Here is an 18537-nt window from a genome sequence, read left to right as displayed (position 1 = left end):
TGGACAACATCGACCAGCACTGGCTGGGCGTCCGCGACGGCGCCGAAGCGGCCGCCAAGGAAATCGGCGGCGTCACGGTTACCTTTGACTCCGGCGAAAAGAACGACGCGTCCAAGCAGGCTGACATCGTGCAAAATCAGGTGGCCGGTGGCGTGAACGCCATCCTGTTGGCCGCTTCGGACAAGAGCGCGTTGAGCCCGGCCGTGGATGCGGCCAAAGCCGCTGGCATCGTGGTCGTCACAGTGGACTCCGGTGTGGAGACTGACAAATATGACGCCCATTTTGGCACAAACAACAAAGCGGCGGGCGCCACGGCGGCCGATACGCTGGCCGAACTGCTGATTGCCGCCGGCAAGACCAGCGGAAAGATTGCGATTGTCAACGCGCAGTCCGGCGCGCAGACCACCATGGAGCGTGAGAACGGATTCAAGGAACAAATGAGCGCCACGCATCCCGAATACACCATCCTCCCCACGACATACTCCGACGGCGACAAGAACAAAGCGTATGATCAGGCGACGGATTTCATGTCCGCCAATTCCGATCTCGTGGGTTTCTATGGCTGCAACGAGGGGTCTTCCGTTGGTGTGGGCAACGCGGTGGAACAGGCGGGCAGAGCGAATGAAATCCCTGTGGTCGGTTTTGACTATTCCGACGACACCAGAAAACTGCTGGATAGCGGCGCCATCGACGCCACCATGCAGCAAGATCCGTACAAGATGGGCTACGACGGTCTGAAAGCCGCCGTGGACGCGCTCAGCGGCAAAGCGCTCGCCAGCAAAGACAATGACACGGGGGTCAAAGTGACGACCAAGGACAACGGCTGATTATGAAGAAAGGCGGGTAAGACCGTTTGGGTCTTACCCGCCTTTGGTTCTCTTTCTTGCCTTATCATGATGCGTCCGCGTTGTCTTCGGCCAGGATTGCCGCGCCGATAAGGCCGGCTTTGTATCCGAGGGTGCACTGCTCGATGCGGGTATGCCGATGGCCGCGCCCGCCAAAGACCTCCGCGTATACTTTCTCTCTGAGGGGCTGCAAAAGCGCCTCCCCTTCTTTTGCTATGCCGCCGCCCAAACTGAGAATCTCCGGCTGCAGCGCGTTGATGATACTGGCGGCGCCGCACGCCAAATAATCAATGTACAGAGCTACCACGCGCCTGGCGGTTTCATCCCCCAATCGAACGCCTTCGAAGGCGGTGCGGCCGCTTACCTCTTCGCGGGAAGGGGCGATCGCCCACAATCGGCTGTTTGGCTCCTCCTCCATGGCTTCCCATGTCATGCGGATAAGCCCCGTGGCGGAAGCGTACGCCTCCAGGCAGCCCTTTCGCCCGCAAGTACAGCGGCTGCCGCCGCGCACGATGACCATATGTCCGAATTCGCTTGCCGTTCCGCTGTACCCGGTGTGCAGCCGCCCGCCTATCACGATACCCGCGCCCACGCCTGTGCCTAACGTGACAATCACGGCGCTTTCCGCGCCCTTCGCGCTGCCGGCCCTGGCTTCTCCCAGCGCGGCGGCGTTGGCGTCATTTTCTAAATAAAATGGACATCCTATGGCGCGTTCCAGCATCGGGCCAAGTTCGACGTCCCGCCACGCCAGGTTGTTGGAGTAAGAGACAATGCCCCGCTTCCCGTCCACCATGCCCGGGCATCCGATCCCCCCGCCGCAGACGTCCCCTGCGCTCAGCCCGGCCTGAGACAGAATGTCCCGGACAACCGCGACGATATCCGCGCAAATGTCTTCCGCGGGCCTCGGAAGCAGAGTGGGTTTGCTTTTTTCAATCAAAATCTGGTGCCCGCCGTCCACCAAGGCGGCCTTGATATTGGTTCCGCCCAAATCGATGCCTATGTAACGTTTCATTGCATCGCCTCCTTGTTTGAATAGATGATATAAATCTTTCCTATATTGTATCATATTTTTCTTTTGCTCACAAGAGAATTTGTCGACGCGACCAGTTGGTTTTTTTGACAATCTCAACGCGAATATTGTGAACTGATACCCGATAGAAGAGGCGGTATAAGGAGACTTTTACATGCTACCTTTCTTACTGCGGCCCGCGTTCAAAGACTATCTTTGGGGCGGCGGCGCTTTGCGGCGCGACTATGGAAAAGTGACCAATCTCCCCGTCGTAGCGGAGAGCTGGGAACTGTCGGCTCACAAAGACGGCTGCTGCGTGATTGCCAGCGGCGCTATGGCGGGCACTTCATTTGACGTTTTCGCGCGGGCGCATCCAGACCTGCTTGGGGAGAACTGCCGCGGATATGCCTCCTTCCCTATCCTCGTTAAGCTCATCGACGCCAAACAGCCCCTTTCGGTGCAAGTACACCCGGACGATACCTATGCTTACCGCGTGGAGGGGGAACCTGGCAAGACGGAGATGTGGGTTGTTTTGGATCATGACCCAGGGGCATTCCTGTATTATGGGCTTCGGCGGGACGCCACAAAAGAAGAGCTGCGTTCGCGCCTGGCGAACGGAACTGTCACAGAACTTCTTCGCCCTTGCCCTGTGCGGCGCGGCGATGTGTTTATCATCGAAGCCGGCACCCTCCACGCGATAGGCGCCGGCATTGTGCTGGCGGAGATCCAGGAAAACTCCAATTCCACTTACCGTGTGTACGATTACGGGCGGAAAGATGTAAGCGGCCGGGAAAGGCCGCTGCATATCGACAAGGCGCTGGATGTTGTTTCGCTGCAGGCTTCGACGCCGCCCGAACGCATGCCTGCCCCGCCGGTTTTAGTACCTTGTTGCCGCGAAGCGGCAACAAAAAACAAGAATTTGGGTTGTGGGTTGCAGGTGCAACCCACGTTAGAAGAGGCGGTCGGCTATCAATGCCGGCGGCTGGCCGCAACGCCCTACTTTATTACGGATCGCTTGGATTTGAACGGCTCGTACAGGAAAAATATGGATGATAATAGCTTCCTTTGCCTCCTGTGTGCCGAGGGGCGCGCTTTCCTGCGCAGCCCGGAGGATTCCCTCGACGTGCGCAAAGGGGACTGCGCCTTCGTACCCAGCGGAAGCGCCGGCTTTTTATTGGAAGGGGAGGGCTCGTTCCTTCTCGTCTCCGTGCCGCCCTCCACACGCCTTTCAAACGCAGAAAGAGCCTGACTGCACGCAGCTTGCCGGCACACACGTCACAGGTTGACAAAATTTACGCTAAGGAGGAAACACGTCTCATGAAACGCGTACTTTCTTATTTTTTGGCGCTTGCCATCATTCTGTCCGCTTCTCTGGGGGTATCTCTGCCCGCGTTCGCCGCATCGGACAGTTTTTATACGTCGTTTGAAAGCGGAGATCCCGTTATCGACATCCTTCCCGTCGCTTCTTCGGGCGTGACAGGGACGGGCACGGTCACGCAAACGCTGATTGGCGAGTTCACCAATTATCAAGGCGCAAATCCGATTTCCGCGACAAACGCCGCGGGAGGAACGCCCTCCACAAGCGGCAGCGAAGGCCCGGCGACCCTGGTGGACCGCGACGCGGGCACGAAATTCTGCTCAACGGGCGGCAACGCGCTGCCGCTGGCCTTCACATTCCGGTTTTCCTCCGCGATCGCACCCAAAGCCTACTACATCCAAGGCGCGAACGACGACACCAGCTATATCTCGCGGACGTTGCGCGCGTGGACGATTTCCGCGTCAAACGACAACACAAACTGGGTCGAGCTCGACGCGCGCGCCAACGTGACATGGAACAGCAACCAGGAAATGAAAATGTTCGCAATTGACAATGCCGAATCTTATACATACTTCCGGCTGACGGTCACGCAACGCAACAACTCGAACCAGAACGGCAGCGAGACCAATTCGTCGACGATCCAGTTCTCGGGCTTTGGGCTGGGCGATCATATCCAGACGTCCGGCTTCAGCGGCACGACGGATTACCTCTACCCGCAAACGACGACAGGCCCCTCCAGCATATGGGGCGGCGGCGCCAGCGGCAGGGGCTGGACAGGCGCGGCTTCCCTCGCTGTGAACGGCACGAAAACAGTGGAAAACGCATCCAGCTACACGGCGATTTACAGCGGGCTTGACATCCAAGTTTATCCAAATACCCAGTTGTCTTACATGGTGCTGCCAAATGTCGGCGGCCAGTCCGTCACGAACTACGACTATGAGTATACCAGCATGTATGCGTCTATCGATCTGGCCTTTTCAGACGGCACGCGCCTCAAGGATCTCGGCGCCGCCGACCAGTACGGGACAGTTGTTTCTCCCGCCGCCCAAGGCGAGTCCAAGATGATGGACACCAACCAATGGTTGCGTATTCTGAGCAACATCGGCGCTGTCGCCAGCGGCAAGACCATCAGCCAGATCATCGTCGGCTTCGAGAAGAACGGCGGGACGCCGGGTAAAAATGTTTCGACCTACTTTGACGACATCTCCATCTACCGCGCGGACGATCCTGTCGTCACGAACCTGGCGGACTACACCAACATCCTGCGCGGTACGAACAACGACTCCGGTTTCTCCCGCGGCCTCACGGTGCCTGCCGTCACATGGCCGTTCGGTTTCAACTTCTGGTGTCCGGCGACGGCGAACAGCGGTTCCGACCCGTACCACTGGACGCAGTCGTCGAACACGTTCCGCAACATCCAGATCAGCCACGAGCCTTCCCACTGGATTGGCGAGCGCGGCACCTATCAGTTTGGCGCGGACTCCGTGACAAACGTCGCTTCGACCGGGGCGGCCTCCACCGCCGTCAGCGGCCGCGGCACGACGTTCCGGCACGACAATGAAGTGGCGCATGCCCACTATTATGGCGTAACCCTTGATGCAGAGGGCGGCAGAGCCCCCGGCGTCAAAGTGGAAGTGACTCCGACCGATCACGCCGCCGTCATCCGTTTCACATTCCCGGCGGGCAGCGCGTATCGGAACGTTCTGCTTTCGTCAGGCAACAGCCAGCTCACGACAGCCGCTGCAAACATCACCTATGACGGCAGCTCGTTCGCCACATATTCAGAGCACGCGTCCAACGGCATGCGCCGCATGTATGTCTACGGCGTGTTCTCCGCAGTTCCGTCCAGCCATTATAACATCGCGGCCAATGCCAACCAAGGTGTGGCGAGTTTTGCCGACCTTGGCAACGGGCCGAGCGGCGCGACGGTCGTCGAGCTCAAGGTGGCGACCAGCTTTTTAAGCGCAGATCAGGCCAAAAAGAACCTGACGCTTGAAATCCCCGATTCCGACGACTTCGATACAATATGCGCCAAAGCCCTGGCCGAGTGGAACACAAGACTGGGCACGGTGAAAATCGAGGGTGCGACTTACGAGCAGAATGTCACATTCTATTCAAACCTCTACCGCGGCTTCATGTATCCGAACAATCTCAGCGAAAATACCGGCACAAACGAAGCGCCCGACTGGCGCTATGCCTCGCCGTATACTGGCAACACGGCCGCTCCAACGGTAAAGTCCGGCAAGCTGTATTACAACAACGGTTTCTGGGACACGTACCGCACGACATGGGCGACATACGCGCTGCTCCTGCCGGACAAGGACACCGAGCTGCTCGACGGCCTTGTACAGCACTATCTTGACAATGATTCCCTTCCACGATGGATAGCGCCCGCCGGTACAAACTCGATGGTCGGCACAAGCTCCGACGTCATTTTTGGCGACTCTATCATGCGCGGCATCCAATTTGACCATCTGAACGCGTACAAATCCGCGCTGAAAAACGCGTCGGCATACCAGGCGAACGGCTCTTCGCCCTATGCCGGCCGCTCGAACTCCGACACGAATATGTTCTACGGATACACCTACGCCGGTTCGTCAGGCTCGGGCGAGAATATGTCATGGTCTCTCGAGGGCTATATCAACGACTTCGGCATCGGCCACATGGCCGCCGCACTGCGCGACCGGGAGACGCCGCTCTCCGCCGCATGGAAACAGTACAATGACGAGTCCGTTTACTATCTCAACCGCGCGCGCAACTATGTGAACCTCTACGACACGTCCGTTGGGTTCTTCAAGGGCAGGACGCAAGGTTCAAACGGCATCGGCGGCGCGCTGGTTCCGTCCGCCTCCACCTATGACCCACTGAAGTGGAGATGGGGCAGCACGGAGCAAAACGGCTGGAATTACGCGACGTATGCCCCACAGGACGCGCAGGGCTTAGCGAACATCATGGGCGGCAGAGAAGCGCTGGGCGCCAAACTCGACGCGACGATTGCCACCAACGGCCTCGACATGGGTGAGTACGGAGGCTTGCACGAGGGTTACGAATCCCGAGAGGGCAAGCTTGGGCAGTTCGGATTCAACAATCAGCCGAGCCATCACATCCCCTATATGTACCTGTTCGCCGGGCAGGCGTATAAAACCCAAGCGCTTGTACGCGACATACTCGACCGCATGTACGCCGGCCAGGACATCGGGCAGGGCTACCTGGGCGATGAGGACAACGGCGAGATGTCTTGCTGGTATGTCCTGTCGGCGCTGGGCATCTATCCGGTCAGCATGGGCAACGGCACGTTCGCCATCGGTGCGCCGCTGTTCAAAAAGGCGACAATCACCCGCGACAACGGCGATGTGATTGTTATCAACGCCCCGAACAACAGCAAGGCGAACAAGTACGTGCAGGGCGTCAAACTCGACGGACAAGCGCACACAAAGTCTTATTTCGAGATGAGCGCGTTCCAGGGCAACCACACGATTGATTTTGACATGGGTCCGAACCCATCCGCGTGGGGTTCGGGAGCGGACGCGCTGCCGCCGTCGCTGACGACGGATGAATACACGCCCGACGTGCTGAAGGATCTGACGCTGCCCACCGTATCTGTTTCGACCTCAACCATGCCGGCCGTCGACGCCGCAACAATCAATGCATACCTGCCAGGCGCGACAAACGGCGCGAACCTGTTCAACAATTCAAACGGCGCCAACACGACGTGGACGTCCCGGACGGCGGAGATTCATTATTCGTTCAACAAGCCGGCTGCCGTGACCATGTACACGATATCCTCCGGTACCGCCGCAGGTACATATCCGACCGCATGGACCCTTTACGGAACCAATGACGGCACGCAGTGGACACCGCTCGACGCGCGCTCCGGCGAGTCTTGGGAATGGGTGCGCTACACAAGGCCGTTTGCCGTCGAAAGTCCCGGAAAGTACAAGATCTACCGCCTCAGCGTAACAGACGCAGCCGGTAATCTCTCGATCTCAGAGCTGGAATTGTTCGGTTCCGCCTATGCGTTCACAGACAAATCCGATCTGCTGCTGGCGATCCGGAACGGTCAGGCGGCTGTGGATTCACCGGATTACGGCGCGGACGAGAAACCGGCGGTCGCCGCCGCCGTCGAGGCGGGGCAAGCTGTCTATGACGACTCTGATGCGGCAAACCGCGAAATCTCCGCCGCGATTGACGCGATTGACGCCGCCGTCGCGAAACTGATCGCTGTCCGAAAAGCCTGGGTTGAACTGGAAGCCGTCGGATACAACAGCGCCTCCGGCACCATCACCGGCGCGGACGGCAGCTCCGACAACATCAAGTCCGAGGCGACATCAGGCGTCTCCGGCGTCAGCATCAGCGGCGAGACGATCTCGGGCGTGACAGTGACGAATATCGGCGGCTCGAAACCCGGCGCCTGGATACACTACAAGTACATTGACTTCGGCACAGGCGAAAAATGGTTCACAAAGGCCATTGTCAACTATGCCGGCGTCATAAACGACTGCCCGAACGCCCGCGCGCTTGTACATCTTGACGCGCTGGACGGGCCGGTCATCGCGGACATCGGCATGCCGCCGAACGGCTCGACCTGGACGGTATACACAAACGGCGTCGGCGTCATCTCGGCTCCGAATGTCAGCGGCGTCCATGACGTATATATCGAACTGCAGGGTACGGGCAGGCATGTGGCGAATATCCACTCGTTCCTGTTCCAGTACGAGTACACCACAGACGACGATTTCTACCTGATGGGCCAAGGCACGGATCTCATCCCGACAGTGACCGAAGACAGCGGGACGCTGACCATTCGCGCCAGCATCCGTAACAACAGCGGCACAGAGAAAAAAGCAAATATCGTCGCGGCTGTGTACGCGCAAGATGGCAGGCTCGCGGCTGTCGAGACCAAGACGTTGGCCGTGCCGGACGACAGGCGCCTTGAGGCGGAGACGATCACCCTTGACGCAAGCGCCCTGAGCGGCGACTACAGCGTCAAGGTGTTCGCGTGGGACGCGGACGATTGCGCGCCTCTTTGCATCGCATTTGCGCAGTAAAAAGACAAGAGCGGGGCGGCAATCGTTGTCGCCCCGCTCTTGTCCCGTCATGCGGACTCAGTGTGAATCTTGTCCGGAACCTTTTTCGCAAAGCAAGGGGGGCTATCAGTTGCATAGCGTCGCACATGACGTCGAAGACAATGCCGCGCACGAAAGAAAACATTTGTCCCAAGACATCGCGAACGCCACTGCCTTTATCGAACGGAGCATCGGGGAACCCATATCTATGCCGGAACTCGCTCAGGCAGCCCATCTTTCCGTCTCACGCTTCAAACAGAAGTTTAAAGAGCAAATCGGCGCAACGCCCCGCGAGTATGTCAATCGAATGAAAGTAGAGATTTCTAAAGCCCGCTTGCTTGCAACCGGTTCGGTGACGGAAGTGGCTTTTGAATTGGGATTCACATCCAGCAATTACTTCTCCGTCATTTTCAAACGTTTCACCGGGCTTTCCCCCTCGGAATATATCCGGAGGAACAAGCCGGGCATCCGCAGATACCGAAGCGCCGGCCAGGCTCTCGACTGAGTGTGTCGATTGCGCCCGCCACTGCGAGACGCTGGCCAATCTCATTAGATAAGAAAGGATGGTATTCTCATCATGCAGGTTAAAAAGATTCTCGCAGTGGCGCTTGCTTGCGTTTTGCTGGCGTCAGTGCCGGCCGCCTTCCCCATGGCGGCCTCCGCCGATGCCCCGGAATACAAGTACGCCGAGGAAATGATGGACGATTTCTTGGCGGCGTTCTTGCGCGACCACACGAATGAGGCCGGCGAAATCGTCGGCAAAAGCACCTGGCGTTGGAGCAACAATCCGGACAATGGCGGCGGCGTGACGTCCGAGACGCGGCGCGAGACAGACTTCTGGCTGTCGGCGCACATCTTTGAATCGGTAAACGACGCGCTGCAGTATACAAAAGATCCGAAGTACGCCGCCCTGCTCTCTCAGCTTTACGACAGCTTTATAGGCAGTCGCTGGCACCCGACCTGGGACGTCCATGTGTGGGATTACAACTCCTACAACGACGACCTTTGCTGGTGGACGCAGGCCATGCTCCGCGCCCACGAGCTGACCGGCGAACAAAAGTACCTGACCGTCGCGGAACAAATGCTGAACGTGATTTGGGAAAACGGCTACGACGCCGTCCAGGGCAACTACGGCGGTGCGCCGTACGGCGGCATCTTGTGGCGGCGCAACGGAGCCGGGATTGTGAACACGGCGAGGCAGAACAACCAAAAGAACGTCTGCACAAACGGCAATTATTCGCTGTGTGCCTCGCGTTTCGCATTGTACTACAAAGACAAAGATCCCGCCAAAGCCGCCGAATATGAGGCGCGGGCCAAGCTCATCTACGAGTGGGCAACAGCGCATCTGCTGAAGAACAAAGAAACGGGCTATGTGATCGACAACATCAGCTATAGCGGCTCTGAGTCCGCGAGCCAGTATACATACAACTACGGCTGCATGGCCGACGCGGCCTATGAGCTATATCTGCTGACCGGCGAACAGCAATACCTGGACACGGCCAAGCTGGTCTTGGGCTATGGCTGGAGAACGCTCACGATATCCGACGGCCTCACAGTCAAAGACGAGGGTTCGGGCGATTCGGCCGGATTCAAGCTTATCCTCGCCCGATACACCGGCTATATGATAAACCACGGGGGCTTGGATGAGTTCAAAATGTATCTGGACGCCAACGCTTACCAAGCCTACAACCACCGCCGTGCCAGTGACGGTCTGAACGGCTCGAACCTGTCGTTCACGCCGAAAGAAGGGACCGGCATCGCCAGCCCGTGCGCCGTCCTCGGCCCTGTGCTGCTATACTATTCGGGCCTTGATCCGACGGTCGCGCCGGAGTATCCGCTGTACGACCTTGCCGACCCGATTGACGGCGTCTATCAGGCCGAGTTTGCCCTCGCGGAATACATGGCCTACAACTCCGACGCCGCCGGTTACACCGGCACGGGCTTTACGCAATATTGGGACGCAGACGGCCCCCATCGAGAAGACGGCTATGTCGATTTCAGCGTGACCGTCCCGAAGACCGCCGTATACAAGCTGACGTTCCGCTGGTACACGCGCGGGAACAATACGCGCCGTCTAACCATCAACGGGAGTCCGGCTGTGAAGCTGAGTTTTGTCCGCTTAGCCGCCAATCAATGGGAGACCTTTGACTACTATGCCTTCCTGAAAGAGGGCGTGAACTCTGTCAAGATGTTCTACAACAACCCTTACGGTCATCCGAATGACAGGGACGCCGATTCATGGTTCTTCCTTGACTACCTCAAGGTTGACGAGTCGTCCGCGCAAAACGTGGGCAATGCCGAAGAAATGATGGAAGACTTCCTGGCCGCGTATTTGCGGCAGCATTACGACGAAGACGGGAATCCGGCGGGGCTCAGTACCTGGCGCTGGACTGACAACCCAGACAAAGGCGGCGGCTCTACCTATGAAAAGCGGCGCGAGACCGATTTCTGGCTGTCCGCTTTGATTTTGGATACGCTGAATGACGCGCTGGAGTATTCCAAAAACCCGAAATACATCGACATCATAGACGGCCTGTACGCGAGTTTCATCGAATCGCAGTGGCACCCGACTTGGGATGTACACGATTGGACGGTCAACACGTATACCGACGATCTTTGCTGGTGGGCGCAATCGTTCGAGAGATCTTACCGTCTGACGGGGGACTCGCGCTATCTGAACATAGCCACGCAAATGTGGGACGAGATCATGAAGAGCTGGGACGAAACGCCCGGTTACGGCGGCGAGCCATACGGCGGCTTCTTCTGGAGGCGCACCGCGGGCGGCAACGTGGTGAATCCGCTGAATGCCACGAAAAATGTCTGTTCGAACCTGAATTCCGTGATGGCCGCTGCGCGCCTTTCCAAGGATTTTGCGGCCATCGATCCGGCAAAGAGCGCAGCGTACGCCGCCCAGGCCAAAGCGGCGTTTGCCTGGGCCAAGGCCCATCTGCTCAGAGAGGACGGCTATATTTACGACAACGTGGCGTACAACGGAAACAGAAGCACCGGTCAATACACCTATAACTACGGCAACTTCGCGGGCGCGGCCTACGAACTCTACACAATAACCGGCGACCAGGCGTATATGGACACATGCTTGCTTGTGCTCAGATACGCGTTCAGCCTCACAAAAGAAGGCACGAAATTTGTCCAAGCCGACGGCTTGACCATTACAGGCAGCGAAGGCACGGGCGACGGTGCGGGCTTTAAAATGATCTTGTTTCGCAATCTGGCCAACATTGTCTATGGCGGCGGGGTCATGGAATTCGAGAAATACCTCACATGGAACGCCGAGAAGGCATGGACAAACCGCCGGATGACGGACGGGCTCTGCGGGGTGAATCTCCTCACCACACCGACGACGGCAGCAGATTTGGCAAGCCCCTGTTCGGCGCTTGGTCCGGCGCTCGCGTACTATACGCACTTGGATATGGACGCCGATTTCGGCGTGTCAAAAGAACAGCTGATGGGAAATATTGACACGGCAAAAGCGCTTGACGGCGGCCATTATTCCCCGCAATCTTTCGCCGCCTTGGCCGCCGAGATCGCGGCCGCCGAGAGTCTGTACGCCGATCCGAACGCGCCGGGCAGAAGAATGGCCGCCGCCGTCTATCGGATCGATAAAGCGGTCAGCGGCCTTCGTCTGATCAATCACCCTGATCCGCTCATACTGGACGGAGCAAACCCCGCCGCGTTTGAGCTGGAGGACGGCGTCTTCACGGACAGCGTCAGCGCGTCGTCCGCTGTCGGCGGTTATTCAGGCACTGGCTACTTGGCTGGGTTCACGACGGACGCCCAGTCGGGCTATCAGGAGAGCGTGTCGTTCGATGTCGACGCCAAATCGGCCGGGCGCCATGACCTGGCGCTCCGCGCGGCTGTCTACCTAAAAGACGAGGCGTACCGAAAACCGCGCACATACAACTATACGACAGGATACGGACACCAAATCGACGTGACAGACGGCGAGAGGGACTCCTATTGGCCGGCCGGGCCGATTGGCGAGGCCACCCCGGCGCGCTGGCTGCAAATAGACTTGCAAAATCCCACGGAAATAAACATGGTGCGTATCCGGATACGGAACAACCAGTCGTCGCGCCAGATGGACTTCTCGCTGTGGGGCGGCCTTGACAAGGACAATCTCGTGGAGCTGAAGGCGACGCAGCGGTACCAGTTTACCCGTGTGGGAACGAACACGACGTACAGCAACGCGGGCAACTATGCCGACGTCGAGTTCGCCCCAACGCGCGTGAGATACCTCCGGGTGGTGTTTACATACACATCCGTCGCTGCCGGCAACGCCGCCTGCGAGGTGGCGGAGTTTGAAGCTTACGCGCCCGTACGCACCGCCGCGCTCTATGTCGACGGCGTCAAGGCCAAAGACATCGTTATGCCCGTCAACACCGAAAAACTCACGGGCGCCTCATGGGAAACAAAAGAGGCCCAGTGGCAGGATTTCCTGATCGAAGACATTTACCTTACACAGGGGACGCATCAAATCGCCGTCGTCAGCGAAGGAAGCAGCCCTGATAAGTATACACTGGATAAGATTTCGTTCCCGAACCTCTTCGCGGACTGGTCTATCGCGGATGACAAGGCAGCCGGGTCTTTGAAGGACTGCGTTGACAATGCGTACACGGGCTTTCTCATCTTTGCCACCTACGACAGGGAGGGCCGTTTGGTCTATACGGAGACAAAAGCCTTCTCTATTGACGCCGGAGAGAAGCAACCGTTCGAATTCACGGCAGATACCGCCGCGTATCCAGCAGAATATACGTATAAGGTTTTCTGTTGGAATCGTTCTTTCGTGCCGTTGATATAATCAAACGAGGAGACAGTTTCGCATACCCCCTCTATCGGCCTATTTTCGCAGCCTCTCTCTCCCTCTCTCTAAAGCCGCACAGGAGGAGCCCACCCGGGTTCCTCCTGTGCGGCTTTAGAAGGATTCTAGCCATCAAGAGGCGCAGACACGTCATCCTCGTGGAGCAGCGGCTGGGAGACAAGCAGTTCCACCCGGCGGTTGCGCTGACGGCCCTCGGAGGTATTGTTTGTGGCGATGGGGGCGTATTCGCCGTAGCCGCGGGAACTGAAGCGCGTGGGATCGAGGTCGCTGTCCTCCAGCAGCGCCATTAGGAAGTTGAGGGCGCGGCGCGCGCTGAGATGCCAGTTGGAGGGGTACTGCGACGAGTGGATCGGCACATTGTCCGTGTGACCGGCGACAATCACCTCCAGCGGGAACTCGGGCTTTTGGTTGTCCCGCAGGAGTTGAGCCAGCATGTGCGCCTGCTCTCGCATGCTGGGCGTGATCTCGGCGCTGCCCGAGCTAAACCAGATGTCGCTCTTCAGCGTGATCAGCACGTCCTGCCCCGTAAACGCCACATCGATGTTGTCGTCCATGTGGTTCTCGTCCACATAGTCCTGCAGGGAATCAAACAGTGGCCAGAGCTTGATGTCGCCGATGCCCCCGTCGCCTTCGCCGCCCGGCGTCGGCGCCGACGTTGGGGTGGGACGAAGACCGTTCCCGGGCGGCGACATGCCGGGCGGCAATACGCCGTCTGAGCCCGGCAGCACGCCGGTCCCGCCGAGTTCATCCTGAAACGCGGACATGATGGCCTGGTATTTCTCCGAGTTGATAGAGCTTGCCGCAAACAGCACAATAAAGAGCGCCAGCAGGAGCGTCAGCAGATCCGCATAGGGGATGAGCCAGCTCTCGTCGGCGTGTTCTTCGTGAGGGGGTCCTTTGTGTTTGGCCATGGGTTCACCCTTTCCCGACGGGCCCGTCCGTGCCGACGGCGCGGCGCCCTGTCATCGGAGACGTCACGAGTCCGCCTCCGCTTCCACCGCCGTTTCCTTGCCCGCCTTGCCGGAGCCATTGCGCTCGGAGACGGACAGGAAGGCCAGCATCCGGTCCTTGAGCATGCGCGGGTTCTGTCCTTCGCTCAGGCCGATGATGCCCTCGATAGCCAGCTGCTTCACCATGACCTCCTGCCGAGATTTTCGTTTCAGCCGGTTGGCAAAGGGATGCCACAACACATAGCCTGTGAAGATGCCGAGCATCGTGGCCATAAACGCCGCGGAGATCGCGTGGCCCAGGGCCTCCGTGTTGTTCATCTCGGAGAGCGCGGCGATAAGGCCCAGCACCGCGCCCAGCACACCCAGCGTGGGCGCGTAGGTACCCGCCTGCGTGAAGATCTGGGCGTTTGCCGCGTGACGCGCCTCCATCGACTCGATCTCCGTCGTTAGAATTTCCGCGATGTACTGGCTGTCGGCGCCGTCGGTCAGCATCTGAACGCCGCGCACGATGAGCGGTTCCTTGATGTTCCCCATCTCCTTCTCCAGCACCAGCAGGCCCTCCTGCCGCGCCAGCTCGGACAGGCGGACGATCGTGTCGATGACCTCCGCCTTGTTGGTAAATTTTGCCTTTCCAAACAGGACGCCAAACAATTTGCCCAGGTTTTTGAGTTCATTGCCCGGCGTCGCTATTGTGACGGCGCCCGCCGTGCCCATGATGATAATCAAAATGGCGGCCATATTGTTCAGGGCGCTCAGGGGGACGCCCTTGAGCTGCATACCGATCAGCACGGACAGCACGCCGATCACAACGCCAATCAGCCCCATGATATCCACAGATACATCACCTCCCATTACCAATATCGTGATATCCGGGTGTTTTGTTTACGAGAAATGCGGTCGGAGCATAAAAAAGGGACCGCGAAATCCCTGTCCGCAGTCCCTTTTGAACCATCTAACGTGGGTTGCGCCTGCAACCCACAACAAATTCTTGTTTTTTGTTGCCGCTTCGCGGCAACAAGGTACTATTGATCTCGAAGCCCGCCGCCGACGCATCAAAAATACCGGCGCAGTTTCTCGGAGGCCGTGGCCTGGTCGGCGCTGACTGTGATCGTGAAGCCGATGTTGTTGGCCTGGCCGAAGGCATCCAGCCACTCGCAGAAGGTTTCGGTTTCCCGCGCGTTCTCCACACCCGAGACTTTGTACAGGCTGTCGATGAAGATATGGGAGATGTCGTAGTTGCCGGCGTGCAGGCCGGCGATCAGCCCGCGCAGCATGTCGTAACCCAAAATATCGTAATCGGAGGCATTCACCAGCCTCGCCCCGTGGCGAATATCGTATGTCAGCTTTTGGCCTTTTTCGATGAGAACGACGGCGCCGGGTTCGTTGTCCACGGCGGCATTGACGAGTTCGATCATGTGTTTTGTCTTGCCGGAGCCTTTCAGGCCCATGATGAGCGTAACCATGAGAACCATCCCCTTTCATGTTGTCCGGCGCAGCGCGGCGGACGGCGGTCGGGCATCCGCCCCACCGGGCGCACGCGCGGGTGATTTCTCCACAACATAAGCATATCACACGGCGACCGTTTTGGCAACCTTGTTGTTTTCCTGTTTTTTACACAGTTTATACATGGTTCAACTGTCAGAAGTGCGGCGGCGCTCACAACCGGGCGCGCAGGGCCGCCCCCTGTTCTTCGTAGCCGGGTTTGCCGAGCAGCGCGAACATATTGGTTTTGTAGGCCTCCACACCGGGCTGGTCGAAGGGGTTGACGCCCAGCATCGTACCGGACAGCCCGCAGGAGAGCATGAAGAAGTGGAGCAGCGCGCCGAGGTGGTAGGCGTCCAGCTTCGGAACATGCAACACCACATTGGGCACGCCGCCGTCCACATGGGCGAGGTAGGTGCCCTCGAAGGCCCGGCGGTTGATGTCAAACAGCCGCATGCCCGAGAGAAAGTTCAATCCGTCCACATCCTCCGGGTCGAAGGGCACCGAGAGCAGATCGTCCGGCGTGTCAAAGACCACCACGGTCTCAAGCAGGTTGCGCAGTCCCTGCTGCATGTACTGGCCCATCGAGTGCAGGTCGGCCGTGAGGTCCAGCGTCACCGGCAGCAGGCCCTCTTGCTCCTTGCCCTCGCTTTCGCCAAAGAGTTGTTTCCACCACTCGCCGACAAAGCGGAAGCACGGCTCGTAGCAGGCCAGCACCTCCACCGTCTTACCCGCGCGGTAGAGCAAGGTGCGCGCCGCGGCATATTGCCAGGCGGGGTTGTCTGCCAGCGCGCGCGCATCGAGGCGCTGCATCGCGTCGTACGCGCCTTTCAGCAGCGCGTCGGTGTCGATCCCCGCCGCCGCGATGGGCAGTAGGCCGACAGGTGTGAGAACGGAAAAACGACCGCCGATGCCGTCCGGAATCACGAAGGTCTCGTACCCCTCCCGCTCGGCGAGGCCCCGCAGCGCGCCGCGGGCCTTGTCCGTTGTGGCGTAGATGCGCCGCCGCGCGCCTTCCGGGCCGAAGCGGTCTTCCAGCAGCTGTTTGAACAGGCGGAAGGCGACGGCCGGTTCCGTCGTCGTGCCGGACTTGGAGATGACGTTTACCGAGAAGTCCCGGTCTCCGATGAGCGCTTTTACCTCGCGCAGATAAGAGGCGCTCAGGTTGTCGCCGGCGAAGAAGATGTCCGGCGTGTCCTTCTGTTTCAGGTTGTAGTTCGGCGAGCCCAGGGCCTCGATGACCGCGCGCGCGCCCAGGTAGGAGCCGCCGATCCCGATGACGACCAAGGCTTTCGCATGCGAGCGGATGCGGGCCGCGGCCGCCTTGAGGCGGTCATATTCCGTCCGGTCGTACGCGCCCGGCCAGGTGAGCCAGTCCGTGAACGCGGCGCCCAGCCCGGTGCGGGCGGAGAGACTCTCGTGGGCGCCGGCCAGCTCCGGCGTCAGATCCGAAAAGGCGCGCTTTGGCACCACGTCGGCCACACTCTTCCAGTTGACGGTCAGCATCATCATTCCTTCTTTCGTTTCTTCCCCTGCGAACAAGGAAACGCGGAGGAATGGCAAGGGCGGTTTGCCCTCGTCATTCCTCTTTTTTCAACGCCCGCGGGGGCCACAGCGCAGATCCCATAGAATCCCGGTTGACAGTTTTGGTTCCCTCAAGCAATTCACTGCGAAAGACCCGCACCGCCCGCGGCGCTTCCACGCCAAGGCTTACACGGTCGGCTTCCACACTGAGCACCGTGATCAGGACGTCGTCGCCCACCGAGATGGATTGATTACGCTTGCGGGTCAGCACCAGCATCCGGCGTCCCTCCTTTGCACACAATCTCGCGGATCTCGTTGTAGACGGGCTGGCGCAGGCTGTAATCGCTGCCCTCCAAAATGACCTGTCGCCCCGTGTTGTTCTTTGTGTTGATGAGGATCGGCGCCAGCAGATTGGCGGTCATCTTCTTGAAGTCCTGCGGGATAACCGCCACGGTGAGGACGAGTACGTCCTCCGTCTCCTCGACGCCGAGCTGCGCAAACACGGTCTCCGCGATCATCGGCTTGTAATCGGAGAAGAGCTGATAGGGGTTGATGACGGCCAGCGACACATCCGGTTCTTCCAGCGATTGAAGCCAGTGGAACGGTTCCGTGTCCTCGGTTGACAGCAGCGCGAACCGCCGGAAATCCTCCAGGCCGGGCAGCCCCTCTGCAAAATGGATGACCTTTTGGTCGGAGATGGTGATGTCGCCAAAACGGGTCGTCGCGATTTGCATGGAAATTCCCCTCTCTATACGGGCGTCTCCGGGTCCGGCCGCGCCGGCGGGACCGCAGCCGGAGCCGCAACCTCCTATATTATATGCGCACCTGGCCCGAAACAGCAAGCAAAACATTTTCGGCGCCCAGATACGGGCGCGTCAGCCGGACGCGTCCACGTGTTCCCCCACGCCGGTCGCCACGGAGACGTCGAAATTCAGCGTCTCGTCCAGGGTGATCTCGATGGAGGGGTAGGGGTTCATCCGGATGGAAACCTGATGGGGGATGAACTCCACCTCGGACTCCAGCCATTCCCAGCTCGTCTCCAGCGTGTGGGGCGTCCATTGGATCTGCAGGGAACCCGGGTCCACCATGATTTGCGGACGCACAGAGGGCATGGCCACCGCGCCAAACGAGCGTGTCCGAACGCCCCGGCCCCGTGCGATGTCGCGGATGGGGGAACCGCCCTCCTCGATGCGCAGAAAGCGCAGACCTTCCTGAACGATGGAGGAGATGGTGGAGAGACCCTCCGACAGAGAACGCCGGTAGAAATCGTCCATCATGGAGAGGGAAGTGCGCAGCCCGGAGGAGGCGAAACTTTCGGTCTGGTCGATGCGGATGCGCGGCAGTTGCCGCTCGATGTTCATCCGAGCGGCGATCTGCCGCATACTGAGCTGCAGGCGGCGGGAGCGGGCAATTTGCAGCTCGGCCCGGCGGGTTTCGATCTCGATCGCTCCTTGCGTCTGCCGAATGTTGATACGTGGCATTGCCATCTTCATCACACCAACT

13 protein-coding genes are annotated in these 18537 nt (G+C 59.2%); 5 read left to right on the top strand and 8 right to left on the bottom strand.

All coding sequences use genetic code 11. The annotated features are described in order from the left end of the window. Positions 1-827: ABC transporter substrate-binding protein (locus tag LBK75_11870; protein MDR1158976.1), on the top strand; the 827-nt coding region annotated here is incomplete at its 5' end. A gap of 64 nt (positions 828-891) precedes the next feature. Here the strand turns inward: LBK75_11870 and LBK75_11865 are convergent. After that, positions 892-1857, bottom strand: a complete 966-nt coding sequence (locus tag LBK75_11865; protein MDR1158975.1) for an ROK family protein — start codon at positions 1855-1857, stop codon at positions 892-894. A gap of 172 nt (positions 1858-2029) precedes the next feature. Here LBK75_11865 and LBK75_11860 point away from each other — a divergent pair, with 172 nt between their 5' ends. The 4 genes from LBK75_11860 (at position 2030) to LBK75_11845 (ending at position 13057) form a co-directional block, all read left to right on the top strand. Next, positions 2030-3103: a class I mannose-6-phosphate isomerase gene (locus LBK75_11860; GenBank protein ID MDR1158974.1), complete on the top strand. Its 1074-nt coding sequence runs from the start codon at positions 2030-2032 to the stop codon at positions 3101-3103. A 68-nt stretch (positions 3104-3171) separates the two neighbouring features. Further along, positions 3172-8220 carry a GH92 family glycosyl hydrolase gene (locus LBK75_11855; protein MDR1158973.1) on the top strand — a complete coding sequence of 1683 codons (5049 nt, stop codon included), beginning with the start codon at positions 3172-3174 and terminating at the stop codon, positions 8218-8220. A gap of 109 nt (positions 8221-8329) precedes the next feature. Further along, complete coding sequence (locus tag LBK75_11850) at positions 8330-8743, top strand: AraC family transcriptional regulator (protein MDR1158972.1); 414 nt, start codon at positions 8330-8332, stop codon at positions 8741-8743. A gap of 72 nt (positions 8744-8815) precedes the next feature. After that, positions 8816-13057, top strand: coding sequence for a discoidin domain-containing protein (locus LBK75_11845; protein ID MDR1158971.1), 4242 nt, complete (start codon positions 8816-8818; stop codon positions 13055-13057). A gap of 125 nt (positions 13058-13182) precedes the next feature. Here LBK75_11845 and LBK75_11840 read toward each other — a convergent pair whose 3' ends face one another. The 7 genes from LBK75_11840 to LBK75_11810 all read right to left on the bottom strand — a co-directional run bounded on the left by LBK75_11840 (position 13183) and on the right by LBK75_11810 (position 18527). After that, complete coding sequence (locus LBK75_11840; GenBank protein MDR1158970.1) at positions 13183-13989, bottom strand: OmpA family protein; 807 nt, start codon at positions 13987-13989, stop codon at positions 13183-13185. A 63-nt stretch (positions 13990-14052) separates the two neighbouring features. Further along, positions 14053-14853 (bottom strand): flagellar motor stator protein MotA, encoded by an 801-nt coding sequence (motA, locus tag LBK75_11835; protein ID MDR1158969.1) that lies wholly within the window; start codon positions 14851-14853, stop codon positions 14053-14055. A 227-nt stretch (positions 14854-15080) separates the two neighbouring features. Further along, on the bottom strand, positions 15081-15491 hold the full coding sequence (locus LBK75_11830; GenBank protein MDR1158968.1) for an ATP-binding protein: 411 nt from the start codon (positions 15489-15491) through the stop codon (positions 15081-15083). Positions 15492-15684: 193 nt separating this feature from the next. Further along, the gene (locus tag LBK75_11825) at positions 15685-17019 is read right to left on the bottom strand and encodes a glucose-6-phosphate isomerase (protein MDR1158967.1); all 1335 of its coding nucleotides are present in this window, start codon (positions 17017-17019) and stop codon (positions 15685-15687) included. A gap of 70 nt (positions 17020-17089) precedes the next feature. After that, positions 17090-17311: a carbon storage regulator gene (locus tag LBK75_11820; protein MDR1158966.1), complete on the bottom strand. Its 222-nt coding sequence runs from the start codon at positions 17309-17311 to the stop codon at positions 17090-17092. Further along, a complete protein-coding gene (locus LBK75_11815; protein MDR1158965.1) occupies positions 17286-17768 on the bottom strand; it encodes a flagellar assembly protein FliW in 483 nt (160 codons plus the stop codon). The genes LBK75_11820 and LBK75_11815 overlap by 26 nt, the downstream gene beginning before the upstream one ends. Positions 17769-17909: 141 nt before the next feature. Beyond that, positions 17910-18527: a DUF6470 family protein gene (locus LBK75_11810; GenBank protein ID MDR1158964.1), complete on the bottom strand. Its 618-nt coding sequence runs from the start codon at positions 18525-18527 to the stop codon at positions 17910-17912. Positions 18528-18537 lie beyond the last annotated feature (10 nt).

This window comes from Oscillospiraceae bacterium (assembly GCA_031265355.1).
In the GTDB taxonomy this organism is placed as follows: Bacteria; Bacillota; Clostridia; order Oscillospirales; family UBA929; genus JAIRTA01.
This window is presented reverse-complemented; position numbering and strand designations above follow the sequence as displayed.

What these genes read in the sequence shown, in the direction of transcription:
- LBK75_11865 (MDR1158975.1), bottom strand. Translation starts at nt 1,857, where the DNA reads ATGAAACGTTACATAGGCATCGATTTGGGCGGAACCAATATCAAGGCC.
- LBK75_11860 (MDR1158974.1), top strand. Translation starts at nt 2,030, where the DNA reads ATGCTACCTTTCTTACTGCGGCCCGCGTTCAAAGACTATCTTTGGGGC.
- LBK75_11855 (MDR1158973.1), top strand. Translation starts at nt 3,172, where the DNA reads ATGAAACGCGTACTTTCTTATTTTTTGGCGCTTGCCATCATTCTGTCC.
- LBK75_11845 (MDR1158971.1), top strand. Translation starts at nt 8,816, where the DNA reads ATGCAGGTTAAAAAGATTCTCGCAGTGGCGCTTGCTTGCGTTTTGCTG.
- LBK75_11840 (MDR1158970.1), bottom strand. Translation starts at nt 13,989, where the DNA reads ATGGCCAAACACAAAGGACCCCCTCACGAAGAACACGCCGACGAGAGC.
- motA (MDR1158969.1), bottom strand. Translation starts at nt 14,853, where the DNA reads ATGGGGCTGATTGGCGTTGTGATCGGCGTGCTGTCCGTGCTGATCGGT.
- LBK75_11830 (MDR1158968.1), bottom strand. Translation starts at nt 15,491, where the DNA reads ATGGTTACGCTCATCATGGGCCTGAAAGGCTCCGGCAAGACAAAACAC.
- LBK75_11825 (MDR1158967.1), bottom strand. Translation starts at nt 17,019, where the DNA reads ATGATGCTGACCGTCAACTGGAAGAGTGTGGCCGACGTGGTGCCAAAG.
- LBK75_11820 (MDR1158966.1), bottom strand. Translation starts at nt 17,311, where the DNA reads ATGCTGGTGCTGACCCGCAAGCGTAATCAATCCATCTCGGTGGGCGAC.
- LBK75_11815 (MDR1158965.1), bottom strand. Translation starts at nt 17,768, where the DNA reads ATGCAAATCGCGACGACCCGTTTTGGCGACATCACCATCTCCGACCAA.
- LBK75_11810 (MDR1158964.1), bottom strand. Translation starts at nt 18,527, where the DNA reads ATGAAGATGGCAATGCCACGTATCAACATTCGGCAGACGCAAGGAGCG.